Below are 21,696 nucleotides of genomic sequence, written 5' to 3' on the forward strand. Positions count from 1 at the left end.
AATCAACGAATGCTGCCGTAACGCTCGTGCAGCAGCACATCCATGAAGTTGGCGGCCGAGGTCTGCGCCTTGATGTATTCGGTCAGAATGGGCGAGGTTTCCTCGCTGATTTGAGGAAAGGACAAGCCATAGCATGCCAGGGTGTTGCGATACTTGAGCAGGCAGCAGCTGGTGATGCTGTTGATCATCATATCCCGTTCCGGCCCGGCGGGCAGGTTGCGCCTGATGACGTCTATGTAGGCGTTGATCTGGTTTTCGTAGCTGGCGAAACCGTCCAGACCGTCTAGCATCAGCTTGCGCTTATAGGCCTCCTGGTCGCCGTAGTCGTGAGCCTGACGCATGAAGAACAGAATTTCAGGATCGTAAGAGAACGAGCCTTGAGCGGCCATTTCAAACAACAGGACATGGTCGATGCCGACGATGGGCATCGCCACATTGCGGTATTGCACTTTGCGGAAGGCGGACATGCGGTTCATGCCGTAGGCCTGGTAGGCGTAGACCAGGCCCCAGGCCACCACATGCATGCGCGAGAAGGTGTCCATGCCGCGCGTATCGAAGATGCCGCCGATCTGGCTGCCCACGCCGCTTTCATTGAAAAAGGCGGAGGCGGTGACCGCCAGGACCACATCCGGCTGGTTGTCCAACTGGGCGACGCAGCGTTCGATGTATTGCTTGTGATACAAGTCGTGACCGGCGGCGAACATCATGTATTCACCGCGGCAGCGATCGAAAATCCGGTAGAAGTTCTGCGGTGCGGCCACCGTTTCCTCAGTGCGCAGCAAGGTGATGCGGGCATCCACCGCGGCATAGCTTTGCAGCAGTTCGTAAGTGCCGTCGTCTGAATGGTTGTCGGAGATGATCAGTTCGAAATCGCCGTAAGTTTGCCCCAGCAACGATTGCAAAGTCATGTCCAGATATCTTGCCTCCCGGTAGACGGGCATGCCGATGCTTACTTTTGGAATAGTCATTATTCTGCCTTGTATAGATTGGAAGTCGTTGCTGCTGCCTGCATTCTAGCCAAGCCCAATGAAAACCGGCGACTGCAAACCGCAGTCGGGGATGTCTTGAGCGTTACGGCGACAAGCGGTGAAGCCGCTGTTGCGAGCGCGATGGGAAGCGCGCTTATCCTACCCAGGCGGGATAGCGTGCCGCCGACTCCCTGCCCGGGAGGCGGGGAGGCCGAGCGCGGCAGACACGTCCTGTTGGGCGCGGCTGGAAGCGCGGGCCCGCTAGGCTGGGGCTTTACCGCAATGCGTACTGCCATGTTTGGAGTATCCGCGTTCAACTCAAGGCGCTCTGCGCAAATCAAGCTTATGCGCAAGGCCCGTCCGCCACCGTGTCGGCGTTGGCGGGCGCTGCCGCATTATAGCCACTATCCGGAGAGGGGACGCCGGTGGCCGGCATCGCCTGCATGCGGTAATCGTACCATTGATGACGCTTGCGTTAAGATCCGCCAACAAAATCCCTGATCCTGCGTTACGCCTCCTTGCCGTTACTTGTACTGCCTGCGTCGACGCGCCTTGGCTCGGGTTCTCTGCGTGGTTTTGTTAGCGGCTCGAAGTGTGCTTTGTCAGGTTCGCCTCGTTGCCGGAGGAGGGGGCCGTTCTGGACCGGTTCGGGGGGAAGGCGCCGTATCGCTTGGCGCTTCTTGCCGAGTCCCTGTACGAAGATGACATGGGATTGTGTCCGGCGGTCCTGTATCTTGTCGGCGTCCGCGGGCTATCCTTCGGAAAGGCCGGCCTGTCGCGTCGCAGGCGGGCGCTCATGCCGGCGTCGAGCTGCCGGAGTGCGGCCATGCTCTTTGATTTCGGGTATTTCGGCATGATTTGGGCTGTTGCCCATGACGTTTCTCAGTAATATATGGCAACCCGAATTTTAACCTGCCGTCTTAGCCTGGCGGGCTGTGCTGTCGCCATTCAGGAAACCAACAAGATGAACTCACTTTTTCTCACTGTCGAAACTCAAGCGGAGTTGGAGCAAGTCCAGGCCTATCTTGCCGCGCATGACCCCAATCAGTTTGAGTTGGTGCTGGTGATCAATGCCCAGTTGATGTCGCCGGCGCTGTCGACGCTGCAGGCCCGTTCCAAGGTGTGTTTGGTTCCGTTTGTCAATGGCTTGCCCATGCTGGACGCGCATAACCTGGCTGCGGCCGGCGGTGATTGGGTGGGCTTTGCTTGCGGTCTCTGCTTGCCTATCGATATGGCGCCGACCGCTGACGACGGCGCCCATTGGCGTGTGAGCGATAGCTGGGCTTGTCTGCCGGGCGGGGTGCCTTTGCGCCGCGAGCGCGCGCGACAGAGCGAAGACGATTATGGCCGCTTTCAATTGGACAGCACGGAGGCCTTCGCCGCTCATCTTCAGCAATGCGGGGAGCCCAGTTGGCTATTGGCGCAGCAAGCCAACGGCTGGCTGCGTAAAAGCTGGCTTTTGCAGTTGGCCGCAGGAGCGCGCCGTCTGTCGCCTCATCAATGGCTGCATCGTCGTTTGCGGCAGGCGTTTGCTGGCGGTGAAACCGTGGTCGTGACCCACGCGGCCCAGGCTGCGGCTTCCCATGTCGACGTGCTGGCCAAGGGGGAGGAAGAAAGAGTTCTGTGGTTGCAGCGCGAATTGGTGGGCTGGCTTGAGCTGCTGTGCGAGGTCTATGCCGACGAGTTGCTGGTTCGCTTGGCCTTGCAGGCGCTGTTGCCGGTCAATCGGCCATGGCTGCTGACCGATCGAGGCGCGGCCGACAACCTGGTAGGCCAGTTGTCCAGCGTATTTCGCCAGCAATATCCTCAGGCGCCGATGCTGAGAAGCCCGTTGCTGGAAGGCGCTCGCTGGCGAGTCATGGCTGAAGCGCAGATAGACCGGATCCAGGTTTCCAGTTTTGCTTATGCGGAATCGTTCGCCGCGCAGGCCGGGGTGATGACGCTGGCGACCATCCGTCATGAATGGACTCGTCTGGATCGTTTGCTGGGGGTGGAGTGCTTTGACGCAACCTTGCAAGACCCCGACGGGCAGTTCATGCAATTGATGGCGCTATACCGCGACGGGGATGGCCGTTGGGTGCTGCCGTCCTTGCTCGGCGCTTGGCCTGAGGACGCTTTGGATCGTCTGACCGATCTGTTGCAGGATGGCGCGAAGGGGATTCAGCCCAACCATGCGCAGGTTCGCGACTCGGCCTTGGCGCGCGAGCTCGAGCAGAGCGGAACCGGGCGTTTTCTGCCGGGGCTGGAGGGCTACGCAACCTTGGTTCAGCATGCTTTGCGCTATCGGACGGCTGCCGAGCTTGGTCCGCTGGGCCGGGTGCTGGACTGTGCGTCGGGAGCCGGCTACGGCTGGCATATCCTGGCGGACGCGGGCAGCATGAGCGATTACACCGGCATTGACCTCAATGCCGACGCGATTCGTTTTTCCCAGCGTTTCATCCCCCGGAACGCCGAGAATTGCCGATTTGAGGCGCGCCTGCTGAACACGCTGCCGCCCGCGGCCTACGATACGGTGATCTCGTTTGAAACCATAGAGCATACGGATGACCCCGAACTGTTTTTGTGGGAGCTTTCCGAGCGCATTGCCGCCGGCGGCCGGCTGCTGCTGAGCCTGCCCACTGAACGTTGGGCCGGTTCTCATCTGAACCCGACGCATTGGACCAACTGGACCGAGTCCAGAGTGCGCCGCTTGTGCTCGCGGGTGTTTGAAAAGGTGGATTTGCATCGCCTGCGGCTGTCGCTGGTGTCCCCGGAAACCTTCCAGTCCGGATTGTTGCATCGGAATTGCGCAGAGTCAGGCGAAGACGAAGGCTTCCTTCTGGTGCTGGAGCAGCCGAGGCCGCGGGCCTTGGCCAAGCGGGTGCTCGTTCAAAGACGCTTCGCGATGGGCGATGCGCTCTTGGCCGGCACGGTGTTGCCCGCTTTGCGCCGTAAATATCCGGATCGGCAATTATTGGTCAGAACCCAGGTGGTTGAGGCCTTCCAAGCCATCGAAGAGGCCGATATCGTCGGCTGCATGTCGCTGCTGCAGCGTCCGGACGACATTTTCATCGATCTGGACGGCGTTTACGAGCATGCCAGGGACTTGCACATCATCGAGGCTTATGCGCGGCGCAGCGGCGTTGCGCCGAGCGCCCCTTCGCTGCCGCGGCTGATGCAGGATTATCGGCCATTGGCCAACAAGATCGTAGCTTCTGGCTGGCTGGCGGCTAAAAAGCCGGAGCATCTGGTGGCCATCCATATGGCGGCAAGCTCGCCGGACCGCATCTGGCCGGCCGCGCGTTGGGGAGAGTTGCTGCCGGCGCTCGCCGCCCGCAATATCGGGATCGTGCTGCTGGGAAGCGGCAAGGACTTCACCTTGGACAACGTGCCCGAGGCGGCCAGAGCGGGCGTGGTGTCCTTGGTCAATGAGTTGCGTCTGGTCGAAACCGCCGCGGCGATTTCGGTTGCCGACATGCTGATCGCTCCGGATTCCGGGCTGATCCACATTGCCCATGCGGTTGGCACGCCGGTGCTTGGCTTGTTCGGCATGGCCGAGCCGGCGCAGCGCTTGCCGCTGCGCGGCGCGTCGCGAGGCTTGATCGCGGACATCGAATGCAAGGGATGCCTGGCTCAACTGCCGGCGGAAGCGGCGCCGCTGTGCCGTAGAGGACACGCGTATTGCATGGATATGCTGACGGTGGAGTCGGTGCTGAGCGCCGCCCTAGGCATGTTGCAAGCAGTGCCGAGCCATCAATGGCGCAGCCGCCTGCTGCAAAACATTCCGTTGTCGTATTCCTGGGGCAAGGCGAACCGTTTGCAGAACGAGGGCCAGCAGGAGATGGCAGTGCTGGCGAGCCCCGCTGCCGTTCCTTCCGAGGCGCCGCGCCGCAAGCCGAGAATCGGCGTATTGACCCGGGACGCCTTGGACGAGGCTTGTTATCGCTTGCGCTTGGGTGATGCCTTGCAGTTGGTGGGAAATGAGTTCGACCACTATTACTACAAGCATTCCGCCGCCTATCTGTATGACGGCGTGTACCCGTTCGACAGCGACGACGATTTCGTCCGGGAAATGGACATCTTCCTGGTGCAGCGCTTGTTCCCCAGGCCGGAGAGCAAGGCGCTGCTCGAAAAACTGGTCGAATCCGGCAAGCCCATCGTTTACGAAGTGGACGACTGGTTGCCGGAGATGCCGGAGTCGCACCTGATGTACAAGGAGTGCGAGTCTTCCTTCGAACAGATCAAATGGCTGCTGCCCAAATGCGCATTGGTGACGGTGACCACTGAGCCGTTGGCGGAGAAGGTGCGTCCCTTCAACGACAAGGTGTTTGTCTTCTCCAACACCCTGGCTCGGGACCGCTTCGTCACGCCCAGACCGCGCAACGACAAAGTCACCATCGGTTTTGCCGGCACCACGTCCCGCGGCAAGGAAATGGCGGCGATAGAACCGGCGCTGATGCGTATTTATCGAGAATACGCCGGCTTGGTGAAGTTTGTGTTCTGGGGCGAGGTCCCCAAATCCATGGTGGGGATGAAGGATGTCAGGCAAGTCACCTCCTTTGTGAATTACAGCAAGTTTCTGAACGACCTTGCTGACTTGCGCCTGGATATCGGCATTGCTCCGCTGGCTCACGGCGCGTTCAACGACAGCAAGTCCGATTTGAAGTGGCTGGAATACTCCGTCGTCGGCGCGGCGACGGTATTGTCCGATACGCCGGCCTACGCCTGGCTCAAGGACAGTGGCATGGCCAGCGTGGTGGAGAACACGGAACAGGCGTGGTTCGAGGCGCTGGCGGCCCTGGTCGAAGACGCGGACCTCAGGGAGCGGCGCATCGCGCTGTCCCAGCACTACATCAAGGAACGTCGGGTACTGGAAGACGCCGTGCCTTTATTGTTCGATCAATGGCGCCAGCTGCTGCCCAAGAGTTTGCGGCCAAACGGCATCAGCGAGATGGGCAAAGTCACCACGTATGCGTTCTCCGAGCCCGAGCAGTACGCGTTGCGAGACTACCGGCGCTGGCTGGGAAATCATAATTTGCGGGAAATTCACGCTGAGCAGTTGGCGGAGTCGATGTGCACCGCCTGGCAGAGCCGGCCTTGGTTCAACCTGATCGTATTGGCGCCGCAAACCCGCCTGACGCGCTTGGCGGAGAGCCTGGCCGCTTTGGAGAATCAGCTTTATCCGAATTGGAGGCTGATTGTGCTGTCCGACAGCGCAGTGCCGGATCCGGTGTTCAGCAGCAGCGATCAACTGGGTTGGGTGCAGTTGGATGATCTGACCGACTTTGAGGCGGTGGCCGCGACCATCAACGGCGTGATTTCCGAAGTGGCGGCCGACTGGACGTGGTTGCTGCCGGCGGGCTTCCGTCTACAGCCGCAGGCTTTGCTGCGTTTTGGCGAGGCCATCCATCAGCATCCGGATTGGAAGGCCGTGTACTGCGACAGCGACGTCGTTTCGCCGATGGGGGAGCGCTTCCTGCCTGCTTTCCGGCCGGACTTCTCTCCAGAATATCTGCGCTCGATGGACTACATCGGCGACGCGGTGGCGTTCTCCACGACCGCGCTGTCGATGCTGGGCGGCTTCCAGCCCTATCCCGGCGCGTACAACTTTGACGCCTTGCTGCGTCTGTTCGAACTGCAAGGCGCGCATGTCGTCGGTCATGTCGACGACATGCTGCTTTCCTTGCCGTGGCGGCATCCCGATCAACAGCCCTTGTGCCTGGCGTCCTGCCAGGTCGCATTGGAAGAGCATGCCAAGCGCGGCGACCAGCCCGCCAGCGTGGGGCCTGGCTTGGCGGACGGCACCTTCCATTTCGAGTACCAGGTTCAAGGCGATCCGCTGGTGTCCATCATCATCCCGACGCGGGACAAGCTTGAATATCTGGAGCCTTGCATAGACAGCGTGCTGCAACGCACCGGCTACCAGCATTTTGAGCTGATCATCGTGGATAACCGCTCGGAGCAGCCGGAAACCCAGGAGTATTACCAGGCGCTGCAGGCGAGCCATCCCGGACGCGTCCAGATCGTGGCATATGATCAGCCATTCAATTTCTCCGCCCAGTGCAACCTCGGCGCGGCGCACGCGCGCGGCGATTATTTGCTGCTGCTGAACAACGACACCGAACTGGCGCTGGAAAGCTGGTTGGAACGCATGCTGGCGACAGCTCAGCAGCCGGGAGTGGGGGTGGTGGGGGCCCGTCTGCTGTACCCGGAAGTCGGACAAATTCAGCATGCCGGCATTGTGCTGGGTTTGCCGGGCGGCATGCACTCGGTGGCGGATCACGTGTTCGAGCCGCAGGATATGAACCTGCCCGGCTATATGAACCGCGCGGTGACCATGCAGAACTACTCCGCCGTCACCGGCGCTTGCCTGATGGTGGCCAAGTCCACCTACCTGGACGTGGGAGGCATGGATGAGGAAAAATTCCAGGTTTGCTTTAACGATGTCGATCTGTGTTTGAAGGTTCAGGCGGCGGGTTGGCGCAATGTCTACAATCCGTTTGCGGTGATGTACCACCATCACGCCAAGAGCATAGGCCGCACCACTTCAGACCCGCGCGTGGCCTTGCAGGCCGCGGTTCGCGAGCGTGGAGAGATGGAGAACTTCCTGCATGCCTGGATGCCGGTGTTGAAGCGCGATCCCGGCTTCAACCGGCATCTGTCCCTGCGCAAACGCAGAATGGAACTGGAAACCGAGCGGCACGTGTCTTGGGATCCGAGCCTGGGCGGCCGGCAACGGGTATTGGGCGTGCCGGTGCCCGGCGGTAGCGGCGAGTACCGTTTGAGCCAGCCTTTGTCGGTGCTGCAAGAGCACGGCTTGCTGGACGGCGAGATTCTGCAGCCCGTGCATGGCTTGCCCTCTCTGGTGGAAATGGCGCGCATGGCGCCGGATGTCTTATTGCTGCATACCGCGGTGAACGATGGCGTTCTGGACGCGCTGGGGCAATACCGGTCCTACTTCCCTGGCATTCGAACCATCTTGGGCATTGACGACCTGGTGGGCGGCACGCCGCTGAAGAGCGACTTGTATGACCACTGGCGGCGTCATTACCCGGACGCCAAGCAGCGTCTGCGCCGGGCGCTGAAAATGTCCGATGCGCTGGTCGTGTCGACGGAGCCTTTGCGCGAATTCACTCGGGACATGGTCGACGAGATTGCGGTGATCCCCAACCGGCTGCGTCGCAGCATCTGGAGCGAACTGCAAACCCAGCGTCGCGTGGGCGCCAAGCCCAGAGTGGGGTGGGTGGGAGCGTCGCAGCACCGCGGCGATCTTGAGCTGCTGTTCGAAGTGATCAAACAGACTCACCAGGAAGTCGACTGGGTGTTCATGGGCATGTGCTTGCCCCAGTTCCGGCCGTACGTGGCCGAGGCGCATCAGGGCGTTCCCTTCGGCGAGTATCCGGAAAAGGTCGCAACCTTGAACCTGGACCTGGCGGTGGCGCCCTTGGAAATGAACGCGTTCAATGAGGCCAAGAGCAATCTGCGCTTGCTGGAGTACGGCGCGATGGGGTGGCCGGTGGTGTGCACCGACATCTATCCGTATCAGACCAACGACGCGCCCGTGTGCCGCGTGCCGAACGATGTCTCCGTCTGGGTTGAGGCCATTCGCAACCGCGTGCACGATCTGGACCAGGCGGAGCGGGAAGGAGCCATGCTGCGTGCCTGGGTGGAACGTGATTATTGGCTGGAAGACCACCATGAGGACTGGGCCAAAGTCTTGCGCGGCTGAGTCTTGGCGATGACAGGAGAGCCGCTTTGCGATCGTAGAGATCCAAAGCGGCTCTTTCTAATGGGCGGTTTGAATGGCGTTGATTGGTAAAAATACCATTTTGGTCAAGTTTATTAACCTTTGGACGATCTAATGGCTGTGCTGCGGAATACGGGCGCTCCGGTTGACGCAGTCTTGATCTCAAGGGGAATCACATGGCTATTACAGTAAACACCAATATTGCGTCGCTGAACGCTCAGCGCAACCTCAACCAATCCAGCAACTCCCTGCAGGTTTCGTTGCAACGCCTGTCCTCCGGTCTGCGCGTCAACAGCGCCAAGGACGACGCGGCGGGCCTGGCAATTTCCCAGACCCTGACCTCCGCCATCCGCGGCAACAACCAGGCGATCAAGAACGCCAACGACGGTATCTCCGTAGGTCAGACCGCGGAAGGCGCGCTGGGCCAGATCGCCAACAATATGCAGCGCATCCGCGAAATCGCGGTGCAGGCCGCCAACGGCTCGGTGAGCAACACCAACCGCTCGCAGCTGCAAAGCGAAGTGGACCAACTGACCCAGGAAATCTCGCGTATCGTGCAAACCACCCAGTTCAACGGCACCAGCCTGTTGTCCGGCGGTTCGGTACTGACCTTCCAGGTGGGCTCGTCCGGCGCGGCGACCAACCAGGTGTCGATTTCCTCCACCGACCTGACCTCGGCTGGCACGTTGAACGCCTACAACTCCAGTCTGACCAATACTGGCACCATCAGCGTGACGACGCAGGCCGGCGCCTCCGGCGCCTTGTCCTCGCTGGACGCCGACATCGCCCAGATCTCGAACATCCGTTCGACCTTCGGCGCGGTGCAGAACCGGTTTGACGCGGTGGTCTCCAACCTGCAGAACTACACCGAGAACCTGACGGCGGCCAACAGCCGAATCGTGGATGTGGACTTCGCCGCGGAAACGGCTACTCTGACCAAGAACCAGATTCTGCAACAGGCCGGCACTTCGATCCTGAAGAACGCCAACTCGCTGCCGCAGTCGGCACTGACGCTGCTGCAGTAATGAAGGACGGGGGCTTTGTCTTTTTGGGCAAAGCTCCGTTTTACTTTGGCGCTGGGACGGAGAATGGCATAGTTTGAGTGAGGTTTTTGGCAAAATTCACGTTTTGACCGTAAAGTTTATAGAAGCCCTGACGATATGGTGAGTAAGCAAGTCGCTTTGCCCAACTGAACATCAGGAGAATCACCATGGCTATTACCGTCAACACCAACATTGCTTCGCTGAATGCGCAGCGCAACCTCAGCAACTCCAACAACTCGTTGCAAGTTTCGCTGCAACGTCTGTCTTCCGGCCTGCGCGTCAACAGCGCGAAGGACGATGCCGCCGGTCTGGCGATTTCCCAGACCCTGAGCGCCGCCATCCGCGGTAACAACCAGGCGATCAAGAACGCCAACGATGGCATCTCCGTAGGTCAGACCGCGGAAGGCGCCTTGGGCCAGATCGCCAACAACCTGCAGCGTATCCGTGAAATCGCGGTGCAAGCGTCCAACGGCTCGGTGAGCAACACCAACCGTTCGCAGCTGCAAAGCGAAGTGGACCAGCTGACCCAGGAAATCTCGCGTATCGTGCAAACCACCCAGTTCAACGGCACCAGCCTGTTGTCCGGTGGCTCGGTACTGACCTTCCAGGTGGGCTCGTCCGGCGCGGCGACCAACCAGGTTTCGATCTCGTCGACCGACCTGACCTCCGCGGGGATTTTGAACAGCTACAACTCGAGCCTGACCAATACCGGCACCGTGAGCGTTACGACTCAAGGTGGCGCATCGGGCGCGCTGTCTTCGCTGGACGCCGACATCGCCCAGATCTCGAACATCCGTTCGACCTTCGGTGCGGTGCAGAACCGGTTCGACGCGGTGGTGGCCAACCTGCAGAACTACGTGGAAAACCTGACCGCAGCCAACAGCCGTATCGTGGATGTGGACTTCGCCGCGGAAACTGCTACCCTGACCAAGAACCAGATTCTGCAACAGGCCGGTACTTCGATTCTGAAGAACGCCAACTCGCTGCCGCAGTCGGCACTGACCCTGCTGCAATAAGTCTAGAATGATGGTATGAGCCAGCGGCGGCTCCGGTTGGTTGGGCAACCGGAGCTGCGCGCGTCAGGAGAGTTGTCATGCAAATACCTTCTTTACAATCGCTGCCGATTGCCAACGCGGGCGCATCCGCGCCGCGGCAGCAAACGGTGGAGTTGGCGCAAAGCGGGCAGGGCGCCGACAAGGCCGCTTCCGCTTTGCCGGACAATGCCCAGGCCGTTGCCGCCGCCGGACAGGCGCAGCAACAGCAAGCGCAGAACACCGCGGCCAAGGAAAAACCATCGGTTACCGAGCAGTTGCAGTCGTCGTTGAAGCAACTGAACAGTGTGGCCTCGCTGTACAATAACCAGCTGGAGTTTTCGGTGGACAAGGATACCGATCTGCAGGTGGTGAAAGTCGTGGACAAGGAAACTCAGAAGGTAATCCGGCAGATACCTTCCGAGGACGCGATCCGGATCGCCAAGGCGATCGGCGACTTCAAGGGCATGCTGCTGAAGGACAAGGCTTGAGTCCCGGGAGCGGCTCAACAAATACACATTAAAGGGTGATGAACATGGCAGGGATAACCACATCAGTCGGCGCGCTCGACGTCCAAACCATCGTAAGCCAGTTGATGGCGATCGATTCCCGGCCATTGGTCGCCAGTCAGAAGAAGCTGGACGGCTACAACACCCAGTTGAGCGATCTTGGCAAGATCGGTTCCGCGCTGTCCGCGCTGCAAAGCGCGATCACCAGCTTGTCGTCGGGATCGTTCTTGCAGGCGTTCAAAGTGTCCTCCAGCGATACCTCGGTGGCGGGCGTCAGCACCACCTCCGGCGGCGTCAACGGCACCTACGTCGTTAACGTGGCCAAACTGGCGACCTCCCGGCAACTGGTGTTCGACCAGTTCAACGGCGCCGACATCAAAGACGCGCAAACGGAAATCACCGGCGCGCCCAATGAGCTTAAGTTCACCATCAATGGCAAGGAACAGACGGTCAAGCTCAGGGACAATCCGGGCGACAAAGTCACCCTGCAGTCCATTTCCGACAAGATCAACGCCGAAGGCATGGGCATCAACGCCTCTGTCGTCAAAAACGGCGACAACTACAAGCTGGTGGTGGCGTCTACCGCTTCCGGCACCGACAATAAATTCACCATCAGCGCCGGCGGCGCCGATTCCGGCGGCACCAGCGGATCGACGCTGGCTGGCTTGACGCAAAGTCCAACCGCCAACGGCGAGTCCAAGGACGCGGCCAACGCCGAATTGACGGTGAACGGCGTGCAGGTGACCTCCGGCAGCAATAAGGTCAGCGGCGCGATTCCCGGCGTTGAGCTGGACCTGTATAAAGGCGGGACCGGCGTTTCCACCACGGTGACGCTGAATCAGGACACCGCTGGCATCGGCAAGAATCTGCAGGGCTTTGTCGACGCCTATAATCAAGTGCTGAGCGCGATCAAGGATGCGCGCGGCGGCAGCATGAAGGGCAATGCCTCGGTTTTGTCGATTCAGCAAAAACTGCAGGATGTGCTGACCAAGTCCATTCCCGGCGTCGATCCGGTTAACTCCTTTGCCTACCTGTCCCAGATCGGGATCGCCATTCAAAAGGACGGCACTCTCAAACTGGATCAGACCAAGTTCAACGACGCCTTGAAAAAGGACCCGACCGCGGTGAAGAACCTGTTCGGGAACACCAGCAGCAACGGGATTGCCCAGTTGTTGAACAAAGAGATCAACAGCCTGCTGGGGCCCAGCGGCGTGGTGGAAAGCAGCAAGAGCTCGATCAACTCGCGCATCAGCACCGAGAAAGCTTCGCAAGACGCATTGACCGCCCGGCTGACCGCGCGGCAGAAACAATACATCCAGCAATACACCGCATTGAACTCGACGCTGGCTAAAATGCAGGCTTCGACCAATAATTTGAGCGGTCTGATGTCTCAGGTGTGAATTTGGTTTTTCGTCATGATTTTACGCTGAGGCCGGATCGGGCTGCACCGCCCGCCGACCCGGCATTGCCGGTGGTAACACTATGCTGAACTCCAGAATGTTGAAGCAATTCAACAAGGCTTATGAAAACGACGCCTTGAAGGCCGCGGTATACGGCGCCAGCCCGATCGGGATCGTGGTCATGCTGTACGAAGGCGCGATCAAGGCGATCATGACCGCCGGCATCGCGATCGAGGCCCAGCGTTTTGACGAAAAGGCGCGCATGATTTCGAAGGCGATGGACATCATCGAAGGCCTGCGCATCGCCTTGGACGTGGAGGCCGGCAGCGAGGCGGCGGTCAATCTGAACGAGCTGTACCTCTATATGAAGACTCGTTTGGGGCAGGCCAGTCTCAAGAACGATCTGACCATACTGGCGGAAGTCCGCAGCCTGCTGGAAACCGTTCTTCCCGCCTGGCAGCAGGTCGACCGCAGCCAGCCCGCGGCCAGCGCGGCGGCGGGGGCATGACGGCGACGGCGCGCGCGACGGCCTTGGGGCCGTTGCTGGCGGAGCTGGAGGCCTTGACGCCCCAGGTGTCCGCCGCGGTGTCGGCCAAGGACTACGAGCGCTTCAGCGCCTTGCAGGCGCAGCAGGAAAAGCTGATGTCTCGGTTGTTGGCCTCGCTGACCCAGGAGGCCTTGTCGGGCCTGGAGGAGACCCAGCGCGACAGGCTGCGCGAACTGGTGCGGCGGCGCGAGGCGATCCAGGCGGATCTGACGCAATGGTCGGAGGCGCTGCGCTCGGAACTGGTGCTGATCAATCAGAACTCCCGGGTGCTGAAACACTATCGTTGACCGCAAGCCGCCGCGATTGCCCGGCCGGGACGGCGGGGCGATTTGATGGCGGGTTGGCCTTGGGTTGTTGGAGGTTTCGCCATAAAATTAAGTCACGGCGGAAACTCTTCCATGGGGAACCAAGATGTCCGGCACCTTCTTCCCATACCTGATGGTCGTGCTCTGGCTGATGCTGGCCATGGCGGTAGCGTATGTCTACTGGCGCGTGCTGCGTTTGGAAACCAAACGCGACAGCTTGACCACCATGTATCTTGATCAGCAGCAACAGCAGATCAGCGCTTTGCAGCGGGATATGTCGCGGTTGTTGTCCCGCGTGGAGCAGCAGGCGCACACGGATGTCGGACTCAGCCCTTACAACCAGGCGATCGAGATGATACGCCAGGGCTTGACGGCTTCCGAAGTGGCCTCCCGCTGCGGCATTTCCCGCAGCGAGGCCGAGTTGATCGTTTCCCTGTATCGAAATAGTCCCACCTCATGATTCCGTCGATCAATACCGGCGTCTTGCCGGCGCAGCAGATCAACCCCTCGCAGCTGTTGGGCGAGGGCGCCAAGCTGTTGCTGGAAACCGCGACCCTGCCCAGCCGGCTGCCGACGCTGCTGCTGGGCGAGCAGGTGACCGCGCGCGTGGCGGACCGGCTGGACAATAATCAGCTGGCGGTATTGATCAAGAATTCGCTGTTCACGCTGAACCTGCCTCAAGGCGCGACGGTGAGCGGCGACACCTTGCAGCTGAAAGTGGCGTCCTTGCAGCCGGCGCTGACCTTTTTGCTGCAGGACGGCAGCAAGGAGAGCGCGGAGCAAAACAAGGCCAGCTCGGTGCAGGTGGCCTTGAGCCCCGCCTCCAAGTATCTGACCCATTTGTTGTCCACCCAGACCAGCGACGCCGGCAAGCCGGTGCTGGTCAACGCGGCGCAGCAGCCGCCGCCCAAGGTGGCGGAGGATTTGCAGCAGGGCGTGGCCAAGAGCGGCCTGTTTTACGAGTCTCATCTGAAAGACTTCGCCGACGGCCGCACCAGCCTGGCCGAGATCAAACAGGAGCCTCAGGCCAAGATGAGCCAGGCGCTGACGAACGCCGAGCACGCGGCGACCAGCGCTCGGCCGCAGGCGCAAACGCAGGAGTTGGGCAATCTGGTGCAAAGGCAGCTCAATGGCCTGGAAAACCAGCAACTGCAGTTTCAGGGCATGGCCTGGCCCGGCCAGCCGATGCAGATGGTGATAGAGCAGGAAAAGACCGAGGCCGACCGCGAGGGCAACGGCCAGCAGGAGATGCAAGCCTGGTCCACCAGCCTGTCCCTGAATCTGCCGGCGCTGGGCGGCATGGCGGCGCGCATCCGTCTGGTGGGCCAGACGGTGCAGGTGTCCTTCGCCGCCGAAGACGAACAGGCAGGGCAGTTGATCACCCAGAACGCCAGCCGGCTGGAGGCGGGCTTGGCCTCGGCCGGTCTGGCCCTGGCCAGCCTGGTGGTGAAGGACGATGGCGCGGCCGCCGAGTGAGGACAAGCGCCGCTCGGCGGTGGCCTTGTCTTACCAGGAGGGCCACCGTTCCCCCAAGGTCGTCGCCAAGGGTTACGGCGAGCTGGCCGAACGCATCATAGACCGCGCGCGGGAGGCCGGCGTGTTCGTCCATGATTCGCCGGAGCTGGTGTCCCTGCTGATGCAGGTGGACCTGGACAAGAACATCCCGCCGGAACTCTACCGCGCGGTGGCCGAGGTGCTGGCCTTCGTCTATTTTCTGGAGCACCACGCCTCCGGCAAGGATTATGAATTCGAGGCCTGGCTGGGCGGCCGCAAGCCGGCGCCCCTGCCGGAGCCCTGATTTCCCTCCGCCGCGCGCTGGCGTTGCGGCGCGCTTCCCCTTATCCTCGATGAATGTCGTCGTTTTCATCGTGGAGTCGCAAATGAAAGTCGGTTATATCGGTCTGGGCATCATGGGCCGTCCCTGCGTATTGAATCTCTTGAAGGCGGGCCACCAAGTGGCGGTATGGGCGCGCAGCCGCGAACGGGCGGAAGCCTTGTTGCAGGCCGGGGCCAGCTGGGCGGACAGCCCGGCCGCCTTGGCCGCTCAGGTCGAGTTGCTGATCACCAATGTGTCGGACACCGCGGACGTTGAGCAGGTGTTGCTGGGCGAGCAGGGCGCGGCGCACGGCGCCGGCGCGGGCCTGGTGTGCGCCGACATGAGCACCATCGCGCCCAACGGCGCGCGCCGCATCGCGGAGCAGCTGGCGTCTTTCGGCGTGGACTTCCTGGACTGTCCGGTCTCCGGCGGCGAGGTGGGCGCCGTCAACGGCACGCTGACCATCATGGTGGGCGGCAAGGCCGAGGCGCTGGAGCGCGCGCGTCCGGCCTTGCAGGCGATGGGGCAGACCATCACCCATATCGGCGCCAGCGGCGCCGGCCAGGTGGCCAAGGCTTGCAACCAGATCGCGGTCGGCGTCGGCGTCGCCGCGGTGGCGGAAATCATGAAGCTGGCCCAGGCTTGCAATGTCGATCCCGCGCCGGTGCGGGCGGCCTTGCTGGGCGGTTTTGCCCAGAGCAAGGTGCTGGATGTCCACGGCCAGCGGATGATAGACGACAATTACGCGCCGGGCTTCAAGGCCAAGCTGCACGCCAAGGATATGCGCATCGTGCTGGAGACGGCGCGCGAGCAGGGTATCCGCCTGCCTGAGGCCGAACGGGTGTCGGGCCTGATCGATCAGCTGGTGGCGGAAGGCGAGGGCGAGCTGGACTCGTCGGCGATCGCGCGGCTGATCTGGCGGCAAAACTGAGACGGGAATGAGAAACGGCGAGGAGAGATCCTCGCCGTTGTCGCGGAAAGAGGGTTGAGCCGAGCTCAGGCCACCTTGTCCTTCAACTGTTTGCTGGGCAGAAACACCACCTTGCGTTTGGCGGCGATCTCGATGGTTTCGCCGGTCTTGGGATTGCGGCCGGTTCGCGCGGCGCTTTCCTTGACTTTGTATTTGCCCACCACGGTGGTGATTTCATCGCCGTTGGCCAACGCGTTTTGCAGCACTTCGTCAAAAGCGCCCAATACTCGGAGCACGTCGGCCTTGCTCAGGCCGGATGTCTCGGCCAACGCCGCGATCAGTTCTGCTTTGGTCATGTTTTGGTCTTTCCCTCAGGTCTAGGAGCGCTTGCCGCGGCGGCCCCGGCCGCCGGCGCCGTGCTTACTCGATATTCTGGATCTGCTCGCGCATCTGTTCAATCAGGACTTTCAACTCCACCGAGGCTTGGGTGGTTTCGGTGGACACCGATTTGGACCCCAGAGTGTTGGCTTCGCGATTCAACTCCTGCATCAGGAAATCCAGGCGCTTGCCGGATTGGCCGCCGGCCTTCAGGATGCGGCGCACTTCGCTCAGATGGGTGCTGAGGCGGGCAAGTTCTTCGTCGACGTCTATCTTCTGCGCGAACAGCGCGAATTCCTGCTTCAACCTGTCTTCGTCGACATTGCCCAGCGCCTCTTGCAGGCGGCTGGACAGTTTGGACATATGGGCGTCCAGAATGGCCGGCAGCTTGGGCTTGATGGCGGCGACGATGGCTTCCATGCCGGCGATGCGCTCCTCCAGTACCGCCTTGAGCTTTTCGCCTTCGCGGCCGCGCGAGGCGTTGAAGTCCTTCAAGGCCACGGTCAGGCTTTCCGCGCACAGTTGCTGCAGCACTTCCGGCGCCAGTTCATTGGTTTTCATCACGCCCGGCCAGCGCATCAGTTCGCCCACCGACAGGCCGCGGCTTTCGCCGGCCTGTTCGCGCACCTGCTGCGAGACTTCGATCAGACGCTGCAGCACGTTCTGGTTCAATTCCAGCGTCGGCACGGCGCTGTCCACCTGATTGATGCCTACGCGGCATTCCAGCTTGCCGCGGCTGACCTTGGCGGAAATCAGCTCGCGCAACTGCGGTTCGATCACGCGCAGCTCTTCCGGCAAGCGCATTTGCAAATCAAGGTAACGGTGGTTGACCGAGCGAATTTCTAGGCTCAACAAGCCGCCGGGAAATTCCCTGCTGGTTGCGGCAAAGCCTGTCATACTTAAAATCATCAGACACCCCCTTAGATGAGCGGATTGTTTACTTTCTCAAGGCTGGGCCCGAATTGCTTTGCTAAGCTCAATCCAAGGCCTGTGGACACTATAACAACTGACACCCCATGACTCAATCGAACCAGCAGACCGCTTTGCCGGCAGGCTCCCGGCTGGGCGAGTACACGATTGTCCGCCAACTCTCGGTGGGCGGCTTCAGTGTTGTCTATCTGGCGCTGGACGATCAGGACAACAAGTTCGCGATCAAGGAGTACTTGCCGCGCAATCTGGCGATGCGCGACGACGACGGCCACGTGACGGTGCCGCACGAGCTGGACCGCGAGGCTTTCAATCTGGGGCTGAAGTGTTTTTTCGAGGAAGGCCGGATTCTTTCCGGCATTTCCCACCCCACCGTGGTGCGCGTGATCAACTTCTTCCGCGCCAACCAGACGGTCTACATGGTGATGGAGTACGCCGACGGCCGTTCGCTGGTGCGCGAACTGGAGCTGGCCGGCGGCCGGCTGGACGAGCGGCGCTTGCGCAAATGGTTCGCCGCGCTGTTGTCCGGTCTGCGCGAGGTCCATCTGCAGCGCCTGCTGCACTTGGACATCAAGCCGGCCAATATTTATCTGCGCCGCAACGGCGCGCCGCTGTTGCTGGACTTCGGCGCGGCCAGGCAGACCCTGTCTCGTCGCGACAAGCATTTCGCCTCGATGTACACCCCGGGCTTCGCCGCGCCCGAGCAATATGAAAAAGACGCGCCGCTAGGGCCCTGGACCGACATCTACGCCTTGGGCGCCTGTCTTTACGCCTGCATGGGCGGCGGCACGCCGCAGATTTCCAAGGAGCGCAAGGAAAGCGACAGGCTGACGCCGGCGAGCAAGGCCTTCCGCCATTTGTACTCCCGCGAGTTGCTGGAATTGACCGATCAGTGCCTGGCGCTGTCTCCGGAGGAGAGGCCGGCGACGGTGCCGGGGCTGCAGAAGCGCCTGATGGCGGAGGAGTACAGCCCGCCGGAAGAACTGGCGGGCAGCAAGTGGGTGGGATGGATAAAAAACCTGACTGGCGGACGCTCATGATGAGGGGATAGCCATGAAACTATCGATCTATCAGGAAAGCCGCATCGGCGGGCGGGCGTACAACCAGGACAGGCTGGTGATCGCGCATTCGCGCGACGCCGTGATGCTGGCGGTGGCGGACGGCATGGGCGGGCATCTGCGCGGCGAGGTGGCGGCGCAGATCACGGTGGACCTGCTCAGCGAGTTGTTTTACCAGCAAGCCACGCCGCTGTTGACTCATCCCAACCGTTTTCTGGTCAACGCGGTCAGCACCGCGCATCAAGTCATCCTCGATTACGCCGCCGATCACAGGCTGCCGGAGGTGCCCAGCACCACGGTGGTGGCGGCCATCATCCAGCAGGGGCAGCTGTACTGGTGCCATGTCGGCGATTCCCGGCTCTATCTGCTGGACGAAAAGGGCCTGCGGCTGCGCTCGCGCGACCATTCCCAGGTGCAGCGGCTGATCGATCAGGGCCAGTTGAGCGAGGACGCCGCCAAGGTGCACCCGGAGCGCCACAAGATTTACAACTGCCTGGGCGCGGCCAGCGATCCGGACATCGATGTCGGCGAGAAGCAGAGCGTGGGCGTCGGCTGCTCCATCCTGCTGTGTTCCGACGGCCTGTGGTCGCAAGTGATGGACCCGGAGCTGGAAAAAGTCTTTTTCCGCCGCAACGTCAGCCAGGTACTGCCGGCGCTGATGAACGTGTCGGAGCGACGCGCGGGCGCTGGCGGAGACAATCTGTCCGCGGCGGCGGTGACGCTGCTGGACGAGACCCAGGACTACGGCGAGCGCGAGGATGTGCTGGATACCGAAACGGCGACGCCGCGCCAGCTGGGGCGGGTGATTCTGGACTCCAATCTGGAAACCATGCATCAGGAGATTCTGGCCAGCCGGGTCGCGGGCAAGCGCGACTAAGCGCCGTCGTCGGTGGCGACTGATATAATCGTCGGCATTTACCGTTCTGGACGATGACATGATGCGACCTTCCCAACGCCCGGCCGATGCCCTGCGCACGGTGCGGATCAGCCGCCACTATCTCAAGCACGCCGAAGGCTCGGTGTTGATCGAATTCGGCGACACCAAGGTGATTTGCACCGCCAGCGTGGACGACGGCGTGCCGGGCTTCCTGAAGGGCAAGGGCCGCGGCTGGGTGACCGCCGAATACGGCATGCTGCCGCGCTCCACCGGCTCGCGCATGCGCCGCGAGTCCTCCGCCGGCAAGCAGTCCGGCCGCACCCAGGAGATCCAGCGCCTGATCGGCCGCTCGCTGCGCGCGGTGGTGGATCTGGAGAAGCTGGGCGAGCGCCAGATCCAGATCGACTGCGACGTGATCCAGGCCGACGGCGGCACCCGCACCGCCAGCATCACCGGCGCCTATGTGGCCCTGGCCGACGCGATCGGCCTGCTGCTGCGCGAGGGCAAGCTGAGCGAGAACCCGCTGCGCGACCAGGTGGCCGCCATTTCGGTGGGCTTGTACCAGGGCATGCCGGTGCTGGACCTGGACTACGCCGAAGACTCCAGCTGCGATACCGATATGAACGTGGTGATGACGGGCGACGGCCGCTTCGTGGAGGTGCAGGGCACCGCCGAGGGCGAGCCGTTCGGCGATCAGGAACTGCAGGCGATGCTGGGCCTGGCCCGTTCCGGCATCCGCGAGCTGGTGGCGCTGCAGCGCCAGGCGCTGGCGGAGTGAGGGCGCAAGCCCGGAATAGTAAAAAGCCCCGTCGCCGGGGCTTTTTTCATGGCTTGGCGCTTTTGCGGATGAACTGTTGCAGCGCATCGTAGAAAATCGGCGCGCTGACGCTCATATTGTCTTCCTGCTTGCGCCGCGCGGCGATCGGGGCGGAGCTTTGCACCGCGACGATGACCGCTTGTCCCGGCCCCATCACGAAGACCGGCGAGCCGCTATTGCCCTCCAGCGTGTCGCAGCGATGGGTCAGACGGCCGTCCGGGCGCAGCTTGGTGGCTTCGCAGGCGTTGTGCACCAGCAGATGCTTCTGGTCGTCGATGGGATAGCCGCCCTGGGTCAGGGTCCAGCTTTGCTGGTTCAGCAGCGTGCGCAGCTGTTTGGCGTTGCCGCTGAACACCGGCAGCACGCCCTGGGTGTCGCCCAGCGGGGTGGCCAGACGCACGAAGGCGAAGTCGCGCGGCGCGATGCGCGGCGGAATGTAGAGGCCGTCGGCGCGACGGTCCAGGCCTTTGAGGAAGCCCTTGTCCACTTGCACTTCCAGGATCTTGCTGCGCGCGGTGTATTCGTCGCCCCACAGGCCGACGGTGAAGCTGACCGCCGGATCGAAGCGGCCTTTCTCGTCGACGAAGCAATGACCGGCGGTCAGCACCACGTCGCGGGCCACCAGCGCGCCGGTGCAAATGGTGCGGGAACGGGTTTGCAATTGTCCCACCGCGAGCCAGGGTTGATGGTCGGGGCGGGTGCGGACGCGGTCGTCCTGGCCGAAGAACAGAATCTTGTGTTCCGCGGAGATCTTGGGGGCGGCATGAGCCAGCGGAGCCAGCAGCAGGCTGAGGACAAGCAGGGGGAGTTTCATCGAGTGTGGCCTTGCAAATGAAAACGGGGCGCCGAAGCGCCCCGAATTATGTGCGATTGCCAGCGGTGCCGGCAATGCTCGCCGCCTGATTACTTGGCAGCGGAAGCAGCTTTTTTGGAAGCTTTCTTCTCGGCTTTCTTGGCCGGAGCGGAAGCTTCTTTCTTAGCGGCTTGGGCTTTCTGAGCAGCGGAAGCCTCTTTCTTGGCTACGTGCTTTTTAGCTTTCTTGGCTTTTTTGGCCGGAGCGGAAGCGTCGGCTTTAGCAGCTTGAGCTTTCTGAGCAGCGGAGGCTTCTTTCTTAGCTACGTGCTTTTTGGCTTTCTTGGCTTTTTTGGCCGGAGCGGAAGCATCAGCTTTAGCGGCTTGAGCTTTCTGAGCAGCGGAAGCTTCTTTCTTAGCTACGTGCTTTTTGGCTTTCTTGGCTTTTTTGGCCGGAGCGGAAGCGTCGGCTTTAGCGGCTTGAGCTTTCTGAGCAGCGGAAGCTTCTTTCTTAGCTACGTGCTTTTTGGCTTTTTTGGCTTTTTTCGGAGCGGAAGCGTCGGCCTTGGCGGCTTGAGCTTTCTGAGCGGCG

Annotated in this window: 19 protein-coding genes; 14 read left to right on the forward strand and 5 right to left on the reverse strand. The window is 61.6% G+C overall.

Annotated elements, in window-relative coordinates; genetic code table 11:
• Positions 1-2 precede the first annotated feature (2 nt).
• Positions 3-968, reverse strand: coding sequence for a glycosyltransferase family A protein (locus VK98_RS22815; protein WP_082158955.1), 966 nt, complete (start codon positions 966-968; stop codon positions 3-5).
• Between the two features lie 892 nt (positions 969-1,860).
• On the opposite strand from VK98_RS22815, the gene VK98_RS23355 reads away from it, so the two are divergent.
• The 11 genes from VK98_RS23355 (at position 1,861) to VK98_RS12510 (ending at position 16,276) form a co-directional block, all read left to right on the forward strand.
• Positions 1,861-8,676 carry a glycosyltransferase gene (locus VK98_RS23355; protein WP_082158956.1) on the forward strand — a complete coding sequence of 2,272 codons (6,816 nt, stop codon included), beginning with the start codon at positions 1,861-1,863 and terminating at the stop codon, positions 8,674-8,676.
• Between the two features lie 194 nt (positions 8,677-8,870).
• A complete protein-coding gene (locus tag VK98_RS12465) occupies positions 8,871-9,719 on the forward strand; it encodes a flagellin (protein ID WP_048414321.1) in 849 nt (282 codons plus the stop codon).
• A 185-nt stretch (positions 9,720-9,904) separates the two neighbouring features.
• On the forward strand, positions 9,905-10,753 hold the full coding sequence (locus VK98_RS12470) for a flagellin (protein ID WP_048414322.1): 849 nt from the start codon (positions 9,905-9,907) through the stop codon (positions 10,751-10,753).
• Positions 10,754-10,830: 77 nt separating this feature from the next.
• Positions 10,831-11,259 carry a flagellar protein FlaG gene (locus VK98_RS12475; RefSeq protein ID WP_043642102.1) on the forward strand — a complete coding sequence of 143 codons (429 nt, stop codon included), beginning with the start codon at positions 10,831-10,833 and terminating at the stop codon, positions 11,257-11,259.
• Between the two features lie 44 nt (positions 11,260-11,303).
• Complete coding sequence (fliD, locus tag VK98_RS12480) at positions 11,304-12,677, forward strand: flagellar filament capping protein FliD (RefSeq protein ID WP_048414366.1); 1,374 nt, start codon at positions 11,304-11,306, stop codon at positions 12,675-12,677.
• 97 nt (positions 12,678-12,774) lie between these two features.
• Complete coding sequence (fliS, locus tag VK98_RS12485) at positions 12,775-13,185, forward strand: flagellar export chaperone FliS (protein ID WP_231589268.1); 411 nt, start codon at positions 12,775-12,777, stop codon at positions 13,183-13,185.
• Positions 13,182-13,511, forward strand: coding sequence for a hypothetical protein (locus VK98_RS12490; RefSeq protein WP_048414324.1), 330 nt, complete (start codon positions 13,182-13,184; stop codon positions 13,509-13,511). The genes fliS and VK98_RS12490 overlap by 4 nt, the downstream gene beginning before the upstream one ends.
• Before the next feature lie 124 nt (positions 13,512-13,635).
• Positions 13,636-13,989, forward strand: coding sequence for a DUF2802 domain-containing protein (locus VK98_RS12495; protein ID WP_048414325.1), 354 nt, complete (start codon positions 13,636-13,638; stop codon positions 13,987-13,989).
• Complete coding sequence (locus tag VK98_RS12500; RefSeq protein WP_048414326.1) at positions 13,986-15,005, forward strand: flagellar hook-length control protein FliK; 1,020 nt, start codon at positions 13,986-13,988, stop codon at positions 15,003-15,005. The genes VK98_RS12495 and VK98_RS12500 overlap by 4 nt, the downstream gene beginning before the upstream one ends.
• The gene (locus VK98_RS12505; RefSeq protein WP_019103813.1) at positions 14,986-15,327 is read left to right on the forward strand and encodes an EscU/YscU/HrcU family type III secretion system export apparatus switch protein; all 342 of its coding nucleotides are present in this window, start codon (positions 14,986-14,988) and stop codon (positions 15,325-15,327) included. Before VK98_RS12500 ends, VK98_RS12505 begins: the two co-directional genes overlap by 20 nt.
• Before the next feature lie 82 nt (positions 15,328-15,409).
• Positions 15,410-16,276, forward strand: coding sequence for an NAD(P)-dependent oxidoreductase (locus VK98_RS12510; RefSeq protein WP_048414327.1), 867 nt, complete (start codon positions 15,410-15,412; stop codon positions 16,274-16,276).
• A 65-nt stretch (positions 16,277-16,341) separates the two neighbouring features.
• Here VK98_RS12510 and VK98_RS12515 read toward each other — a convergent pair whose 3' ends face one another.
• Together VK98_RS12515 and VK98_RS12520 are read right to left on the reverse strand one after the other, a co-directional pair.
• On the reverse strand, positions 16,342-16,611 hold the full coding sequence (locus VK98_RS12515) for an HU family DNA-binding protein (protein WP_048414328.1): 270 nt from the start codon (positions 16,609-16,611) through the stop codon (positions 16,342-16,344).
• Positions 16,612-16,675: 64 nt separating this feature from the next.
• A complete protein-coding gene (locus tag VK98_RS12520) occupies positions 16,676-17,542 on the reverse strand; it encodes a YicC/YloC family endoribonuclease (RefSeq protein ID WP_048414329.1) in 867 nt (288 codons plus the stop codon).
• Between the two features lie 107 nt (positions 17,543-17,649).
• Between VK98_RS12520 and VK98_RS12525 the strand changes: the two genes are divergently transcribed.
• From VK98_RS12525 to rph, 3 genes are all read left to right on the forward strand, one after another.
• Positions 17,650-18,600 carry a serine/threonine-protein kinase gene (locus tag VK98_RS12525; RefSeq protein WP_048414330.1) on the forward strand — a complete coding sequence of 317 codons (951 nt, stop codon included), beginning with the start codon at positions 17,650-17,652 and terminating at the stop codon, positions 18,598-18,600.
• A 13-nt stretch (positions 18,601-18,613) separates the two neighbouring features.
• A complete protein-coding gene (locus VK98_RS12530; protein WP_048414331.1) occupies positions 18,614-19,495 on the forward strand; it encodes a PP2C family serine/threonine-protein phosphatase in 882 nt (293 codons plus the stop codon).
• 61 nt (positions 19,496-19,556) lie between these two features.
• A complete protein-coding gene (gene rph / locus VK98_RS12535; protein ID WP_048414367.1) occupies positions 19,557-20,273 on the forward strand; it encodes a ribonuclease PH in 717 nt (238 codons plus the stop codon).
• 46 nt (positions 20,274-20,319) lie between these two features.
• Here rph and VK98_RS12540 read toward each other — a convergent pair whose 3' ends face one another.
• Positions 20,320-21,126, reverse strand: coding sequence for a serine protease (locus VK98_RS12540; RefSeq protein WP_048414332.1), 807 nt, complete (start codon positions 21,124-21,126; stop codon positions 20,320-20,322).
• Between the two features lie 89 nt (positions 21,127-21,215).
• Positions 21,216-21,696, reverse strand: a 481-nt coding sequence (locus VK98_RS24025) for a hypothetical protein (protein WP_082158961.1), incomplete at its 5' end; no start/stop codon positions are given.

Source organism: Chromobacterium sp. LK11, from assembly GCF_001043705.1.
Classification (GTDB): Bacteria; Pseudomonadota; Gammaproteobacteria; order Burkholderiales; family Chromobacteriaceae; genus Chromobacterium; species Chromobacterium alkanivorans.

Excerpts from the sequence above, each read along its gene's own strand:
- VK98_RS22815 (WP_082158955.1), bottom strand. The coding sequence starts at position 968 with ATGACTATTCCAAAAGTAAGCATCGGCATGCCCGTCTACCGGGAGGCA.
- VK98_RS23355 (WP_082158956.1), top strand. The coding sequence starts at position 1,861 with ATGGCAACCCGAATTTTAACCTGCCGTCTTAGCCTGGCGGGCTGTGCT.
- VK98_RS12465 (WP_048414321.1), top strand. The coding sequence starts at position 8,871 with ATGGCTATTACAGTAAACACCAATATTGCGTCGCTGAACGCTCAGCGC.
- VK98_RS12470 (WP_048414322.1), top strand. The coding sequence starts at position 9,905 with ATGGCTATTACCGTCAACACCAACATTGCTTCGCTGAATGCGCAGCGC.
- VK98_RS12475 (WP_043642102.1), top strand. The coding sequence starts at position 10,831 with ATGCAAATACCTTCTTTACAATCGCTGCCGATTGCCAACGCGGGCGCA.
- fliD (WP_048414366.1), top strand. The coding sequence starts at position 11,304 with ATGGCAGGGATAACCACATCAGTCGGCGCGCTCGACGTCCAAACCATC.
- fliS (WP_231589268.1), top strand. The coding sequence starts at position 12,775 with ATGTTGAAGCAATTCAACAAGGCTTATGAAAACGACGCCTTGAAGGCC.
- VK98_RS12490 (WP_048414324.1), top strand. The coding sequence starts at position 13,182 with ATGACGGCGACGGCGCGCGCGACGGCCTTGGGGCCGTTGCTGGCGGAG.
- VK98_RS12495 (WP_048414325.1), top strand. The coding sequence starts at position 13,636 with ATGTCCGGCACCTTCTTCCCATACCTGATGGTCGTGCTCTGGCTGATG.
- VK98_RS12500 (WP_048414326.1), top strand. The coding sequence starts at position 13,986 with ATGATTCCGTCGATCAATACCGGCGTCTTGCCGGCGCAGCAGATCAAC.
- VK98_RS12505 (WP_019103813.1), top strand. The coding sequence starts at position 14,986 with ATGGCGCGGCCGCCGAGTGAGGACAAGCGCCGCTCGGCGGTGGCCTTG.
- VK98_RS12510 (WP_048414327.1), top strand. The coding sequence starts at position 15,410 with ATGAAAGTCGGTTATATCGGTCTGGGCATCATGGGCCGTCCCTGCGTA.
- VK98_RS12515 (WP_048414328.1), bottom strand. The coding sequence starts at position 16,611 with ATGACCAAAGCAGAACTGATCGCGGCGTTGGCCGAGACATCCGGCCTG.
- VK98_RS12520 (WP_048414329.1), bottom strand. The coding sequence starts at position 17,542 with ATGATTTTAAGTATGACAGGCTTTGCCGCAACCAGCAGGGAATTTCCC.
- VK98_RS12525 (WP_048414330.1), top strand. The coding sequence starts at position 17,650 with ATGACTCAATCGAACCAGCAGACCGCTTTGCCGGCAGGCTCCCGGCTG.
- VK98_RS12530 (WP_048414331.1), top strand. The coding sequence starts at position 18,614 with ATGAAACTATCGATCTATCAGGAAAGCCGCATCGGCGGGCGGGCGTAC.
- rph (WP_048414367.1), top strand. The coding sequence starts at position 19,557 with ATGCGACCTTCCCAACGCCCGGCCGATGCCCTGCGCACGGTGCGGATC.
- VK98_RS12540 (WP_048414332.1), bottom strand. The coding sequence starts at position 21,126 with ATGAAACTCCCCCTGCTTGTCCTCAGCCTGCTGCTGGCTCCGCTGGCT.